11 protein-coding genes are annotated in these 15,729 nt (G+C 54.1%); 4 read left to right on the plus strand and 7 right to left on the minus strand.

Annotation, left to right across the window (positions count from 1 at the left end; translation table 11 throughout):
• Nucleotides 1–61: 61 nt before the first annotated feature.
• From menB to GC56T2_RS14085, 4 genes are read right to left on the minus strand one after another with little or no spacing between them, the layout of a single operon-like run.
• Nucleotides 62–880, minus strand: a complete 819-nt coding sequence (menB, locus tag GC56T2_RS14070; protein WP_033018311.1) for a 1,4-dihydroxy-2-naphthoyl-CoA synthase — start codon at nt 878–880, stop codon at nt 62–64.
• Complete coding sequence (menH, locus tag GC56T2_RS14075) at nt 881–1,693, minus strand: 2-succinyl-6-hydroxy-2,4-cyclohexadiene-1-carboxylate synthase (RefSeq protein ID WP_255516151.1); 813 nt, start codon at nt 1,691–1,693, stop codon at nt 881–883. It lies immediately after the preceding gene.
• Nucleotides 1,684–3,438, minus strand: a complete 1,755-nt coding sequence (menD, locus tag GC56T2_RS14080) for a 2-succinyl-5-enolpyruvyl-6-hydroxy-3-cyclohexene-1-carboxylic-acid synthase (protein ID WP_144976050.1) — start codon at nt 3,436–3,438, stop codon at nt 1,684–1,686. The genes menH and menD overlap by 10 nt, the downstream gene beginning before the upstream one ends.
• The gene (locus GC56T2_RS14085; RefSeq protein ID WP_144976052.1) at nt 3,431–4,810 is read right to left on the minus strand and encodes an isochorismate synthase; all 1,380 of its coding nucleotides are present in this window, start codon (nt 4,808–4,810) and stop codon (nt 3,431–3,433) included. Before GC56T2_RS14085 ends, menD begins: the two co-directional genes overlap by 8 nt.
• Nucleotides 4,811–4,980: 170 nt before the next feature.
• Between GC56T2_RS14085 and GC56T2_RS14090 the strand changes: the two genes are divergently transcribed.
• The 3 genes from GC56T2_RS14090 to GC56T2_RS14100 all read left to right on the plus strand — a co-directional run bounded on the left by GC56T2_RS14090 (nt 4,981) and on the right by GC56T2_RS14100 (nt 8,893).
• Entirely contained in the window at nt 4,981–5,907 is a 927-nt protein-coding gene (locus GC56T2_RS14090) for a 1,4-dihydroxy-2-naphthoate polyprenyltransferase (RefSeq protein ID WP_144976054.1), read from the plus strand.
• A gap of 329 nt (nt 5,908–6,236) precedes the next feature.
• Nucleotides 6,237–7,046, plus strand: a complete 810-nt coding sequence (locus GC56T2_RS14095; protein WP_144976056.1) for a yteA family sporulation protein — start codon at nt 6,237–6,239, stop codon at nt 7,044–7,046.
• A gap of 896 nt (nt 7,047–7,942) precedes the next feature.
• Nucleotides 7,943–8,893 carry a cation diffusion facilitator family transporter gene (locus GC56T2_RS14100; protein WP_144976058.1) on the plus strand — a complete coding sequence of 317 codons (951 nt, stop codon included), beginning with the start codon at nt 7,943–7,945 and terminating at the stop codon, nt 8,891–8,893.
• A gap of 53 nt (nt 8,894–8,946) precedes the next feature.
• Here the strand turns inward: GC56T2_RS14100 and GC56T2_RS14105 are convergent, their stop codons facing one another.
• The 3 genes from GC56T2_RS14105 to GC56T2_RS14115 form a co-directional block, all read right to left on the minus strand.
• Nucleotides 8,947–12,045 (minus strand): S8 family serine peptidase, encoded by a 3,099-nt coding sequence (locus GC56T2_RS14105; RefSeq protein ID WP_144976060.1) that lies wholly within the window; start codon nt 12,043–12,045, stop codon nt 8,947–8,949.
• Between the two features lie 305 nt (nt 12,046–12,350).
• Nucleotides 12,351–13,325 carry an Ig-like domain-containing protein gene (locus GC56T2_RS14110; RefSeq protein ID WP_255516098.1) on the minus strand — a complete coding sequence of 325 codons (975 nt, stop codon included), beginning with the start codon at nt 13,323–13,325 and terminating at the stop codon, nt 12,351–12,353.
• A gap of 309 nt (nt 13,326–13,634) precedes the next feature.
• Nucleotides 13,635–13,880, minus strand: a complete 246-nt coding sequence (locus GC56T2_RS14115) for a hypothetical protein (protein WP_255516099.1) — start codon at nt 13,878–13,880, stop codon at nt 13,635–13,637.
• 237 nt (nt 13,881–14,117) lie between these two features.
• Between GC56T2_RS14115 and GC56T2_RS14120 the strand changes: the two genes are divergently transcribed.
• On the plus strand, nt 14,118–15,344 hold the full coding sequence (locus tag GC56T2_RS14120; protein ID WP_144976062.1) for an NAD(P)/FAD-dependent oxidoreductase: 1,227 nt from the start codon (nt 14,118–14,120) through the stop codon (nt 15,342–15,344).
• The last annotated feature ends 385 nt before the right edge of the window (nt 15,345–15,729 follow it).

The raw sequence follows: 15,729 nt of genomic DNA on the forward strand, positions 1-15,729 counted from the left end.
TTTCACCGCCCTAATAGGGAAAAAGCAGCTCGACGCACGAGGTCAAGCTGCTTGGCAGCGCTCACGGGAAGCGCGGGAATTGGCCGAAATCCGGTTTCCGTTTTTCCTTGAACGCCCGCATTCCTTCCTTCGCCTCTTCGGTCGTGTAGAAAAGAAGGGTGGCGTCGCCAGCGAGCTGTTGGATGCCAGCCAACCCATCGGAATCGGCGTTGAACGCCGCCTTTAAGAAGCGAATGGCGGTCGGGCTTTTTTCCAAAATTTCCTTCGCCCATTTGACGGTCTCTTCCTCAAGCTGATCAAGCGGGACGACTTTGTTGACGAGCCCCATCTCGAGCGCCTCTTGAGCGTTGTACTGGCGGCACAAATACCAAATTTCGCGCGCTTTTTTATGGCCGACGATGCGCGCTAAATAGCCGGCGCCATAACCGCCGTCAAAGCTGCCGACTTTCGGACCGGTTTGTCCGAAGATGGCGTTGTCAGCCGCAATCGTCAAATCGCAGACGACATGAAGCACGTGGCCGCCGCCGATCGCATAGCCGGCGACCATCGCGATGACCGGTTTCGGAATGACGCGGATGAGCCGCTGCAAATCGAGCACGTTCAAGCGCGGAATTTCGTCCTCGCCAACGTATCCGCCATGGCCGCGCACTTTTTGATCGCCGCCTGAACAAAACGCCTTGCCGCCGGCGCCGGTCAAAATGATGACACCGATGTCCGCATCATCGCGCGCCTTCGTGAACGCATCAATCATTTCGTTCACCGTTTTCGGCCGAAACGCGTTATGTACTTCCGGACGATTGATCGTAATTTTGGCGATGCCGTCGTACGTTTCATAAATAATGTCTTCATACTCATACTGCTTCACCCATGGAAACGGCATTCACAATTCCCCCTTTGTCATGAATTCACTTACTATTTTAGCAAAAATCTCGGGTTGTTCCACGTGAATTGCATGTCCGGCTTGACTCACGGACATCCGTTCGCTATTGGGCAACCGCTCTTGCATTTGGGTCGCCAGGCGACAAAACTTCTCATCTTCTTTCCCACATAGGAGAAGAACGGGCTGCTGCACCCCGCCAAGCTGCTCCCAAAACGACGGCTGCACGCCGGTGCCCATTCCGCGCAAACTGTTGGCCAGCCCCGCCGCCGTATGGCGAAGCCGCTCACGGCGAAGTGCCGCCCGCACCGGCGCCGGCAACCGCCGTTGTGTCGCAAACAATGGAAGCTGCTCCCAATAGTCGACAAACGCGCGCACGCCCTCGTGTTCAATCCGGCGCGCCAACGCCTCGTCCGCTTCTCGCCGTGCGCGCCGCTCCGCTTCTGTTTTCAGCCCCGGTGAACTGCTTTCAAGAATGAGACGGCGGACGCGGTGCGGATAAAAAATAGTAAACGCCAAAGCTAGACGTCCCCCCATTGAATACCCGAGCACGTTCACCTGTTCGAGGCCGAGCTGATCAAGAAGCGCAGCCAAATCAGCCGCGGCCCGCTCGATTCGATAGCGCATAGCAGCGGCCGGCGCTTCGGTCCGCCCATGCCCCAACAGATCGACGGTGATACAGTGCCAACTCGACCAATGCGACAATAGCGGACGCCATGTGTCAGCGCTGCCGGTAAACCCGTGAAGCAACAACAGCGGTTCCCCTTCCCCATATTGTTCCATATGATAATCAATCCCATTCAGCTTCATATCGATTCCGTTCCTCTTTGTTCGAGAAATTTCGCAATTTCCTGGGAAACCTCATCCCATAGCTGTCGATGCATGCGGACGTTTTCCGCCCGCGACGTCCGCACTTCGACAACATTCAGGCCGCCGCTGCGGAGCGCTGCTGAGACATGGCGGCGAAATTCCTCCCATGTATGAGGCTGGGCATAGCGGCCTCCGTATAGATGAACCGCATGGTGAAACGATAGATCGGTCGGCGTGCCAAACAGCGTTTCGAACGCTCCTTCATAGCGAGCCTGCGGCAAAAAGGAGAAAATGCCCCCACCGTTGTTGTTCAACAAAATGATCGTTGCCGACAGCCGATGCATGGCGGCGGCCAACAGCCCATTGACATCATGGTAAAACGACAGATCGCCGATCACGAGCACAAGCGGATCCGTGACCACACTGGCACCTAGCGCGCTCGAGACGACACCGTCGATACCATTGGCGCCGCGATTGGCCAACAGGCGAATCGGTTTGTCCGTGGTCCAAAAAAACGTATCGGCATCGCGAATTGGCATGCTGTTGCCGACAAAGAGCGCCGCACCGGGTGGCAGCAGCTCAGCGAGTTCGGCGAACACTTTTCCTTCAAACCATTCGTCAGACGGCAGACGTTCCCGCAGCACGGTGCGGGCGAGGGCGTTGAGCTCCCTCCAAACGGCCGACCAAGCGCCAGCGCGCGGCTTCGGTTCAGCCATGCCAAGCAGCTGGCGACAAAACGCCGCGGCATCGCTATGGACGAAGCACGAAGCCGCCAGCGTCGGATCGCGAAAGCCACCGTCATCAACGACGATTTGCCGGATAGTGCGATGTTGTTTCAGCCATAAAAAGAGCGGTTTCGACACCGGCATGGCGCCAAAGCGAAGCACCACGTCCGGGACAAGGCGGGAAGCGGCCGCTTCCTGCCGCAATATGGCGTCGTAGCTGTCAATCACATACGTTTTGTCATGCGAGCCGGCGCGCAGCTGGGAAAGCGGGTCGGCGAGAATCGGGAAATCCAGCGCGCGCGCAAGCTCCGTCACCGCTTCAGCAAAGCCGGGCTGATCAAGCGGCCCGCAAACAATCAGCCCACGCTCGGCCGCCGCTAACTGCTCGTAAACCATCGCCGCACTGTCGTCCGCCAGCATCGAACGACCGCTCAGAACTTGCGGCGCTTTGGAAACGGACCGCACGCTCTCCCAAACGCCATCATCGATCTCCGGAACAAGCGGCTCGCGAAACGGGGCGTTGACATGGACGGGACCAGCCGGGGCGCTTGCCGCCATCGCCGCGGCCCGCGCCGCCATCGTCCGCGCGTAGCCGATCATCGCATCGGTCTCTTCCGGCAGCGCCAAGTCGACAAACCATTTTGCATATCGTCCGTATAAGTGCAGTTGGTCAATGGCCTGCGGCGCTCCGACATCGCGCAGTTCGTGCGGGCGATCGGCCGTCAGCACGACCAGCGGCACCCGCGAATAGTGCGCCTCCACGATGGCCGGCCAATAGTTGGCCGCCGCCGTCCCGGACGTGCATACGAGCGCGATCGGCCGCTGCTTCGCTTTCGCCATGCCGAGGGCAAAAAACGCGGCGGACCGCTCATCAATGTGCATCCAAAAGCGAAACTCAGGATGAGCCGCGATCGCCATCGCCAACGGCGTCGAGCGCGACCCCGGACTGATGGCCGCTTCGGTCACCCCAGCCTGCGCCAAGCCATCGACCAACGCGGCCACGTACAACGATAACGCCTTAGTCATTATCCATCACCCCTAAAGCGGATCGCATCGGTCTCATTTTCACCGCTGTTTCCTCATACTCGCTGTCCGGGTCTGAATCAGCGACAATGCCGCAGCCGGCAAACAGAACAGCATCGTTACCAGCGAGCAGTGCAGAGCGAATGGCGACCGCCCATTCCCCGTCACCTTCGCTGTTCACCCAACCGATCGGAGCAGCGTACCACCCGCGGTCTAGCGGCTCAAGGGAGCGAATCGCCGCCAACGCCCGTTCGCGCGGCGATCCGCCAAGCGCCGGTGTCGGGTGAAGCAACTCCACCAATCTGAGCACAGACGGCTCGCGGCAACCACGGCCGACGACCGGAGTGCACAAATGCTGAATGTGCGGCAGCTTCAGGAGCTGCGGCTGTGCGGGCATTTCCACCGCCTCACAGACCGAGGAAAAAAGGCGGTGAATCATGCGCACGACGAATTGATGCTCCTCACGATTTTTCGCATCCGCCTGCAACCACGCGCCAAGCCGCTCGTCCTCATTCGGAGTGGCGCCGCGGCGCACCGATCCGGCCAAGCATACAGAACGGCATGTCAGCCCAACCTTTTCGACAAGCTGCTCGGGAGAAGCGCCGATCAAACAGCGGCCATCTTGTTCAAAAGCAAACAAATAGGCAAACGGCTGCTGCTCGCGCAGGCGGAGAAGCACGGCGGCCGGATCGGGCGATTCTGTGAACCGCAAGCGGCGGGCGCGGGCCAGCACCACCTTGTCCAATGAACCGGCGCGAATTTGCTCGATGGCTTCACGCACCGCGGCAAGCCAACGATCACTCGCTTCCTCAACATCGGAAACAAGCGTGGGCAGCGCCGCCGGAGCATCCGCGCGCAGTGAAGCGCGATCCAACAGCCGTCCCACCCGCTCCATCTCTCGCTCTCCTTTTCCGCCGACAGGCACCGTCACCGTCAGCTGTGCCCGCCCGTCGCGGACGGTAAGAAGCACCGCCGGAGCGATGAGCTTAGCGGCCGGAAAACGACTCCATAAACCGGTTCGCTCCCGATGCGGATCAAACGAAAACCCGCCGAACAAGAGCGGTGGCTGATGGACTTCGCCATAACTGACAACGCGCTCGCTCCATTCTTGACGCTTCGCCTCCATCTCGGCAAACCGGTCATCGCCGTTATCCGTCTCCAATGTGCATACCGAGCCGAGACCGACTAGAACTGTAGTCCCTCTTGGATTCGACCAAAAAAACCGTTCGCGAAATCCGCACGCCGGCCCTTGCATAAAAAAAGAAACCGGATCGATGTGTTCCCACGGTTCCGTCCAGCTGACAAACGGCCTCGCTGCACGCGCCGTCCATTTATGCAATTGTTGCTGAAGCTGATGTCGAAATCCAATGGCCATTCATCCTCACGCTTTCTTTCGCAAAGTTCCTTCCCCATCCCACTTCCTATTATAATATAGTAGGAAATAATTTATCTATCGGAAAGGGTTGACACGCTTTCACCGTTTTCCTACACTTATTTTGAACGTAAACAAACCGTATTTTCACGGAATATAAGGGGAATGGGGACATGCAACCGTTAATGATGGACCAACGCCCGCCAGCCCGCCGCGACTGGCGCGTCTTTTGGCGGCTGACGCGTCCGCACACGCTGACAGCGGCATTTGTGCCCGTCTGCGTCGGCACGGTGCTGGCGCTTGGCCACACATCAGTCGACTGGCTGCTGTTTGCTGCGATGCTTTTGGCTTCGCTGCTCATCCAAGCGGCGACAAACATGTTCAACGAATATTATGACTACAAACGCGGTCTCGATTCACCTGAATCCGTCGGCATTGGCGGCGCCATCGTCCGCGATGGCCTCAAGCCAAAAACCGTGCTCGCCTTGGCGTTTGGCTGCCTAGGTGTGGCGATGCTGATCGGCGTCTATATCTGCATGGAAAGCAGCTGGTGGCTCGCCGCTGTCGGCACGATTTGCATGGCGGCCGGCTACTTTTACACCGGCGGACCGTTTCCGATCGCCTACACTCCGTTTGGCGAGCTGGCAGCTGGGTTTTTTATGGGCTGTTTGATCATCTTGATTTCATATTTCATCCAAACCGGCGCCATTCACGCCGATGTCGTTTATGTCTCGATCCCGGTGGCGATTTTCGTCGGCGCCATTTTGCTGGCCAACAACATCCGCGACTTAGAGGGCGACCGCGAAAAAGGGAGAAAGACGCTCGCCATTTTGGTCGGGCGCGTTTGGGCGGTGCGCTTGCTCGCCCTCATGTTTGTCGCCGCCTTTCTTTGGACGGTCGGACTTGTGATCATCGGCACCGTTCCTCCTTGGGCGCTGCTCGCCTTAGTCAGCGTTCGAAAGGCGGTGGCGGCGACGCGGGGATTTATTGGCAAAGTCAAACCGCTGGAAATGATGCCAGCCATGAAAGCGACAGCGGAGACGAATACGCAATTCGGCTTTTTGCTCGCCATCGGCTTGTTGATCAGCCATTGGCTGTAACACGGTCACCATGTGGCCGTGTTTTTTTATGCTGACAAACATAAACCAGCTGGTTGCCGCCTTTATCCTCTGACCGTGTTTTTTATGCTGACAAACATAAACCGGCTGGTTGTCGACCTCATCCTCTGACCGTGTTTTTTTTTCATTTTCGCCCATACTAACCTTATAAAGGGCTGACGGAACGCCGCGGGCGCCCCGCCGGGAAGTGTTTCTCCCGCGGAAGCGCCTTGATTCCGATGGGCTCCGTTTCTCGCAAGCGGTTGAGGAAACGCGGCCGGATGCCACGTCAGCCTGAACAACGCGAATGGCGAAGGAAGGAGTTGCAACCGATGTTGACGAACGAACAGCTGGCCGCCCTCCGCTCCACCTTGCTCGCGATGAAACAGGACATCGAAGAGCGGCTGAAACAAAACGACCATTTCGGCCTCATGCGCAGCCATGCCCACGATGCCACCGGCGAGCTGGCCAGTTATGACAATCATCCGGCCGACGAGGCGACCGAGCTGTATGAACGGGAAAAAGATTTGGCGTTGGATGAACATACCGAGCGCGAATGGCGCAGCATCGAGCGAGCGCTCCAAGCCATGGACGAGGGAACATATGGAACGTGCCGCGTCTGCGGTCAGCCGATCCCGTACGAACGACTGGAAGCGCTGCCGACCACCCTTTATTGCCGGGAGCACAGCCCGGACCAAACCGTCTCACAAAAACGGCCGCTGGAGGAAGGAGTGCTCATGCCGCCGTTTGGCAAATTTGATTTTGACGGCCGCGATGAGTCGGTCGCTTACGATGCCGAGGATGCGTGGCAGGAGGTCGCCCGTTACGGCACGTCCGATACCCCATCCGACCTTGGCAAAAACGTTGACTACTACGGCGAAGTGTACGCCGAATCGGAAGAGAACGTCGGCTATGTCGAGGACTTGGAAAACTTCGCGGCTGTCGATTTGTACGGAAAAAACGTTCACGTGTACCCGACAAGAGAACACGAACAGCTCGAACAGCAATTGGATGATGAAGGCATCATGTCCAATCTCGGCGATTTGCCGGCGTACGAAAAAGACCCGTATACATCCGCAGGCAGTTACCGCCGTTATGACGAAAGGCCATCCGAACAACGTGTTGATGAACCCACTCCTTAAACGATCCGGGAACAATGAACTTCACACAAAGGATCCTCGGCACTTTGGTCTTTTTTGAAACGGAGGAAGTGTGTGTTCCGTACTACATACTGCAACGGAACGAAACGATAAACGCACACGAAATTGAGTACCAGCTGGACGGCGATGATTGACCTAAACAAGGGTGTCCTGAGCTAAGCAGGACACCCTTGTTCCATCTTCAACCTTTCCGGGTGGGGCCGGATCATCGGTGAATGTCAACCGTTTTCACCTTCCGTTTTGACCCAACGTTCTGCGCGAGAAGGGGGACGCGACATCTTTCTCGATTGAGAACCCTTAACCAAACGTGCTTTCCCTCTCAGCATCCCTCGGGAGCGAATCACCGCCTTGACCGACGAGTCAAACGCGTTTTTTTTCCGGTCGGCCAGTTCGGCCAACGGGGTCGTTTGATCCATGAACCGACGGGTTAAACGCGTTTTTCCCGGTCGTCCAGCCCATCGATTTCCCCATTTGTCTCGTTGACCACCGCCCCTTTAGAAGGCCGGTGAAACACCGCTGTCACACACCAATCGGCGGCATTTTCCTTCAGAAAAGAAAGCGGATTTTGCAAGGTTTCTCTAAATGAGAAATGGGTGAGATCAGTAGCATTTTACCCGAAATCGCCAGTCTTTTAGAAGGTTGGTGAAACACCGCTCTGTTTGCCTTAATTGAAGGTTGAACGGTGAACATAGCAGCTGATGCCACAAGTTTTTCCACTTGAAAAACGATTCGGAGAAGCGGTTGTGTGAGCCAATCACCGCCCTTTTACACAAATATCCCCATCACCACCCGGATGTCGACAAATTTTGGTTGCACATCGCCCTTTACTATATTATAATATATATAAATTAATAATTATTATAAAAAGGAGGCTGCCTATGGCTTCTGCATCGTACGATTTTCACCATCTTCCGCATGTCAAAACGCAGAGTGAATCGAAGAAAGCGCTCTGGGTGACGCTGGCGCTGACGATATTGTTTACCGCTGTGGAGATCGCCGGGGGGATTCTTTCAAATTCGCTCGCCCTGCTGTCCGATTCCGCCCATATGGCATCCGATGTATTGGCGCTCGGGCTGAGCATGATCGCTCTTTACTTGGCGACACGTCCGCCCAATCCTCGCTTTACATTCGGCTTTTTGCGGTTTGAAATCATCACCTCGTTTTTGAACGGTCTGACGCTGGCCGTCATTGCGCTCTGGATCTTGTGGGAAGGCATTCAGCGCTTTCTCCATCCACAGCCGATCCAGTTTCGCCTCATGCTCGGGATCGCCGCGATTGGCCTCGTTGTCAACGCGACACTGACGATCGTCTTAAGCCGGAGCACGAAAGCGGAAGACAACTTGAACGTTCAGAGCGCCCTTTGGCATTTCATCGGCGACTTAATCAGCTCGATCGGTGTCATCGTTTCCGCGCTTCTCATTTATTGGACCGGTTGGACAGTATTCGACCCGATCATCAGCTTGGTGATCGCCGCCATCATTTTCACGGGCGGGGCAAAAATTATGCGTGAATCGTATCTCATCTTAATGGAAGCCGTGCCCGAACGATTTGACCTCGAACAAATCCGCGCCGACATTCGAACGATCGAAGGGGTCGAAGACGTGCATGATATGCATTTATGGGCCATCTCGACCGACCATTACTCGCTGTCGGCTCACGTGTTTGTCAACGAACACATCCAACCACTTTGCGTCATCTTGGCGGTCAATGAACTGCTGAAGAAAAAATACGGCATCGAACACGCAACCATCCAAGTCGAACACGCCATGCTCCATGATCATGGCCGCTACGGGCGGACGTTTTTAGAGAAAAAGAAAATCCTACAATAAGAAAGACCGCCTCTGCCGGGAGGGCATGGGCGGTCTTTCAGCGATCTTGCCGATCACTTCAACCTATTGGCTTGCTGAAGCCGATACGATGTCCCCGAATATTCACTCTCCCTCGTCTCATCCAGCAAGTAATAGTACACATTGCCAAAGCGATCTTGGTATTTCAGCAAATAGTAATAGTCTGCATACTTGTCTATTTTCCGATACGTGATCTGATTTTCCACATTTGCTTTCAGCAAATAGGCTTCCTCGTCGACCACTGTCTCGCCGTCTGTATTGTATATAGACAGCGTCGCCGCCACCTCTTCCGTTACTCGGATGGACAAATGGAGAGCCGTTCGATAACCTCCTTCGTCCCAATCGAAGAAATAGGTATACGATAAGAGCCATGATGGATCGGCGCTATTGTCGATTCTCCCTTCCGCCGTCTCCACTGCTCCATTCGCAAAACGCGCGGTGATCCGGAACGTGTAGACGCTGCCGTCATCGCGAAATACGTTTTCACCATTGTCGTTCAATCCGTCCCACGTCACCACTTGGATTCCACCATCCAACGGCTTATCGGCCCAGATCGTCCGCACTTTTTCCCCAGCGACATCGAACATTTCTACCGTTACCATCGCGGGGGCGGACAAGCGGAAATGGATGTCACTTCCGTTCTCCGGATAAAACCATACGACTTTCGGCACCGCAACGTTCGTCAAGTCGACCTGCAAACGAATGGCGGCTGAAGCTTGCTGGCCGCGGGCATCGACCACGCTCAGGCGCACTTCATACAGACCGTCGGCCACGTATTGGCCCGCATTGTTTCTCCCATCCCATACGACCTTTCGGCTTCCGGGCTGCTGTGGCGAGTTGGACAACAAGGTGCGCACGATTGAAGAGCCTTGATAAATTTCGATCGTGACGCTGCCTGCCTTTGAAAGGGTATACGGGATATCAAACGTGCCTAGCTCAGTATAATCCAAGGCAGCAGGGGCTTGAATAGACGGCTTCCGCCAGTCTTCCAGCTTGAACTTGCCCGTATGAACGGTGATCTTATTGCCGCACTCGTCCGTCACCTCAATCGTGTAGTAATAGTTTCCTTCGCTGACAAACGTGTTGCGGCTGTTTTTCCCATCCCAGCTGACCGTATACGAACCACTTTTGTATTTTTGATGGCGAAGAAGCTGCTTCACCACAGTTCCTTTTTCCGTCTTAACATAAGCGGAAACAAAACTTGGCTCCTTCAAGTTCATGCGGACGCTCGCTTTCGCCGTTCCGTCCATTTTAAACAGCGTTTGGCCAAGCGTTGCTCCTCCAAAAGACACGTTTGTATCGATGAAGATCAATTGGGTGCGAACGGCTGACTTGCGTCTCTTGTCATCAACGGCCGACATGCTCAAGCGGTACGTTCCGTCCCGAAGAAGCTTTCCGCCCGCATTTTTTCCGTCCCACACCAGCGTATATTTGCCGCCGGCCAACGATTTGCCACTCCAAATCGTTTTGACGAGCTTGTTTTTCGCATCGTATATCCGCGCCGTCACTTTGGCGTTTTTGTTAAGTGTAAACGGAATAGACACACTTTTCTTAGCTTTCGGCGAGAAAGAAACCGGCGTTGACCGCAGCTGGATCGACGGGGTGACGTGATCAATGATGTTAATTCGTTTCGTTTTCGTCACTGACTCCCGGCCATTAGACACTTGAACGGCGACCGTATATGTTCCGGCCGTGACAAAAGCACCGTTGTCTCGTCTGCCGTCCCACAACAAGGAAATTTGGTTGCTTGCCCAGCTTTGATTTTTCACGATCGTTCGCACGATGCGGTTTTTGCTGTCTTTGACGTAGGCGGTCACTTTCAATCCCTTTTTATAGGCGGACAGCGAAAAACGGGTCTTGTTGTTTCCTTTCATCGCAAAGGTTGTAGCCGTTGAAAGCGCAGAAAGAGGCCAAGGGGTATTAAGTACCGCTTTGTATGCATCGATCCTCCCATATCCGTAAGATTCATCCCATCCCCTTGCCCCTAAATCCACGGTTGATTTTCGTAGTATGCCCTCTACTTCCGTGCGTGTCAGAAGCGGATTCTTCGATAAAACAAGCGCTGCGGTTCCGGATACAATCGGGGCGGCCATCGACGTGCCATCAAGGCTCAAATAAGAGCCTGTTGGAAACGTGGAATAAATAGCGACTCCCGGAGCAGCGAAATCCACATACCTTCCGTAATTAGAAAAATTCGCTACAAAGTCACCTTTATCTATAGCACTCACCGCAATGACCGGCCCAAATGCAGCGGGATACATCGGCAAATTTGATGCATTGGGTTCATGGTTTCCCGCCGCGGCGACAAGAATAACTCCTTTTGATACCGCGTATTGGACTGCGGCTGCTTCATATTCCGTCGTCTCATACGATCCTAAGCTAAGGTTGATTACATTTGCCCCCTGCTCCGTCGCATAGACAATCCCGTAGGCCACATCATAGCTTGTCGCTCCATCCCCTTCAAACACATTGACCGGCATAATTTTTACATTTGGCGCCACGCCAACGACCCCTTTTTTGTTGATCGCGGCTGCGATAATGCCTGCCACATGCGTCCCATGCTTCCCAGGCGGCACCGATCTTGTCCCGGTGACCACATTATAAGGAGAGACAATCTTCCCCGCTAAGTCTGGGTGACTGATTTGTACTCCATCATCGACCACTGCCACCGTAATCTGCCCCGACCCTTTTGTCACACTCCATGCCTTCGGAGCATTGATCTTCTTTAAATGCCATTGATGGCGATACCCCGGATCGCCCGGCGTATAGTTTCGTTCGATGACATAGTTCGGCTCCACTGACTCGATTTCAGGGAGTTTGACGAGCTTCGCCGCCAATTCGCTCAGATCGCTGCCCCGTGACGCTTTCACAAGGGAAAAGTTTCCTACATCCAGAAATGAGAGCTCGGCGGCTCGGAACGGACGAAGGAGCTCCTCACGTTTCCTTTTCGTCACCCCCTCTTTAAATTGAACGACCAACTCATTGGCCACCATTTCTTTTTGTTCGGAAAACTTGGCAGCAACTTCTGCCGCCGGGGAGGGCGGCGTTGTTTTCCCGGCTGTTTCTGCGGAGGCGGCGGAGCCACATGCCCCAAACAGCAGCAATGCCAACCCTATTGCTCTCCATCGTTTCATCTTCGATCCCCCTATGAGCTACATTCTCATCACTGTATGGAAACTGCATCTATCCATATTTCTCCTTGAACTTTTTCTCTCCTCTCTCACTTTGTACGGGAAAGGAAACTATATCCATATTATACAACTGAACAATCTATTAATCTATAACTATTTATTTCATTATCCATTGAAGTGCCGTCTTGCTTCTTTGTTGCAACCATTGTTTTTGCTGCTGGCGCTCAGCAAGATCATAAAAAAATCGACCGAGTCCTCTTTTAAGCATCCCGCTTCAAAGAAAGACTCGGCCGACAACAGGTTCCTTCTTATTGCCCTTTCGTCACCGTCGCTGTGGTCGCCTCACTATGGTTTTGTGCGGCGTCTTTCTGCATCACAATGATCATCAGCTGACCATGGTTCAATGCGGACAGATCGAGCGTCTTGGAAAAACTCCCATTCGAGTCCGCCGATGTCCATGCAACAAGCGATTTTTGCCCATCCGTAATGATGATTTGCACCAATGCGTTGCTTTCTGCCGTTCCTGCGATCGTATAGGCCGCTTGATTTTGGCTCGTAACGACTGGCAGGGCGTTCAACGATGGAGCGATAACAGCGGTATCCTTCCAAACCGTTGCGGTTGCCTCCGGGCTTACATTGCCTGTAACGCTCGTTTGAACGGCTGTAATGGTAATCAGTCCATCGCTTAACGGCGAAATATCCGCTTCTACGCGGTATCTCCCGTTTTCGTCCACCGTACCGACTGTGCTGATTTCATTCGTGCCATCGGACAACGTGACCTCCACTTCCGCTCCTGGTTCCCCCTTGCCCGTGACTTCATAAGCGGTGGCATCTGTGCTGGCATTCACATATCCTTTATTGTCAATAGACGGCTTGGCCGGAGAAGCCAACGATTTGATGAGGACGACGCTTACCATCCGGCTTTCATTGCCCGCTTGATCGATCGTTTTCACACGGATGATGACCTTCCCGTCTTTCAGCGAAGACGGATTGATCTCTACTCCATAGTTTCCATCTTCATCTACCAACCCGCTTGCCAAGACGGATTTTTTTCCATCGGCAGCCTCCACCACCACTTTCTCTCCAGGCGTGCCTGTCCCTGTGACTGGATACGCTTCATAGTTGAAAGCGTTAATATATCCTTCATTCAACAGTTCAGGGGGCTCTATGCTCACATCTTTCCGAAGCACGTTCTTCGATTGACCGCTTTGGTTTCCTGCCGAATCCACGCTAACCGCGGAGACCGTAATCTCTCCTTCCGCCAGTTTTCTTGCATCGATCACCGCCCGGAATCTCCCTTTGCCATCTGCACGCACCGTTTTGGTTATGCGCTGCTTCCCATCGCTCAACGAAACCTTTACAACGCTATGGGGTTCTGCTGCTTGGCATTGATCCATCCTTTGTTCGTGATCACCGGAACGGAAGGGGCCTTCGTATCCTTGATCATCTTTTTCTTTACACTGCTGTACTTCTGACCCTTGACGATTTGGATGACAGATAGGGTTAGCGTTCCGTCCCGTAACGTCGATACGTTAACCGGCGCCTGTATGTAGGCACCGTTCCCGAATTCGAAATCGTATAGCCCACCGGCTTTAATCCTGCTTTAATCCTAACGTAACCATGGCATCGGTCCCCGCCATGCTTAACGTGACAATCCGCTTCGGGGTTCCCTTGATCACCAGCTTGCCAAGCTCTGCTTTAAACACCCTTGTCTTGGCTGCAGCCTCCACCGATGCGGCCGGTTGAGCCAATGGCACAAGCAGCACGAGCAGCGCCATCAGCACGGCAAGAAGAGAAGTCCATTTTTTTCTGCACCACGTTACATATTCCCCCTTCAACCTCTATTTAATAATGATAATCCTTATCAATTGAGGTCGTAATTGATATTGACTATCTTTGTCAATACAATGACAAAAAATCCTTTGTCTTTCCGTTTCCACCCCATCAACCACGCCTCTATGACACCGCGTTTCTTTATCAATGGGCTAGTCGACGTTGGTCTGATCGCAACGAATAAACCAAATGATTCCGGTCATGCTAAAAGCAAACCATGGTCTGGAAGGAGTCGAACAAACATGAACTTACAATCCGGCAAATTGTACTGGCCTACCACCTTGCCAGCCCCGCCGAGCTACCCGGTCTTGGAGGAAGATATTGACTGCGATGTACTCATTATTGGCGCAGGCACCTCGGGCGCCCAATGCGCCTACTTCCTGAGCGACACCGACCTTGACATCGTCGTCGTCGACAAGCGAAAAGCGGGACATGGGAGCACGGCCGTCAACACCGCCCTCATTCAATACTTGGGGGAAAAAATGTTTTTCGAGCTGATCAACAGTTTTGGCGAAGCATACGCAGCCCGGCATCTCAAGCTTTGCGAACAGGCCATCCGCGATCTCGCTCAGGCTGCCGGAAAGCTGCCGCTCGATTGCGAATATGTCACCCGCGACAGTTTGTATTACGCCAGCTCTTCTGAAGATGTAAGCAAGTTGGAAAACGAATACGCCGCTCTCCAGAAACACGGCTTTGCCGTCGAATGGTGGACGGAAGAGCAAATCGCCCGCCACTACCCGTTCCGCAGGCCCGCGGCGATGCTGACGAAAAACGATGGCGAAGTCAATCCATACAAACTGACGATCGGCTTGCTTGAATACGCCAAAAACCGCGGTGTCCGCCTGTTCGAACAAACCGAAATCAACGGAAAAAAACTAGAAAAAGACAAAGCGATATTTTATACGAAAACAGGAGCGGTCATCCAAGCAAAATCCGTCATCATCGCCGCGGGATATGAAACGTTGGATTTCAAAAAGGACCGGAACGCTGTGTTGACAAGCACGTACGCGGTAGTCACCAATCCGGTCGATGATTTCTCGAGCTGGTACAACCGGACGCTCATCTGGGAAACCGCCCGTCCCTACATTTACATGCGGACGACCGCTGACAACCGCGTGATCATTGGCGGGTTGGATGAAGATACGACTTACGCCGATGAACGCGACGCGAAACTCATCCATAAGCGCGACCAGTTGATCGCTGAATTCAATCAGCGCTTCCCCACCATCAACGTGCAGCCGGAATTTTACCTCGGCGCCTACTACGCCGGCACGCATGACGGCTTGCCGATCATCGGGGTGTATGACGAATATCCGAACTGCTATTTCGTCTATGCTTACGGGGACAACGGGGCGGTCTACAGCATGGTGCTTGCCAAATGCCTGCGCGATTGGATCGCAGCCGGCCAAAGCGATAACGCCCAACTCTATCTGCCCGAGCGCCCCTTGGCCTCCACGCTGCGGACGTGATCATACCTTTTCGCGCACACGGACGGTCACAAAACGATCGTTCCTCATGAGCTGGGGCAAAAGGAATGTGGATCGAAAAAGGCCCTTGGCTCCAAGGCGAGCACAAGATGTCCAACCAATGTTTCAGCGCATCGGCAGGAGGAAAAGGGGGCAACACACACGGAGCCCCCTCCCTCTCCCCAGCCAAATTCGCCGACTTCACTCCTCCACTTGTCCTTTGACGCCAATTCGTGCGCATAATGCTACAAGCCGCACGCAAAAAGCATTACACTGTTCCGGAAAAGAAGAATAGCCTAGTACGTTGGTGAAAAACACCGCTCAGCTCAAAGTGTCACAGGTAGAGGATACTTAAAAAAACTGCCTCGCTCCGCCAAATGTCACGGTG

The organism is Geobacillus sp. C56-T2 (genome assembly GCF_007829715.1).
Classification (GTDB): domain Bacteria; phylum Bacillota; class Bacilli; order Bacillales; family Anoxybacillaceae; genus Geobacillus; species Geobacillus icigianus.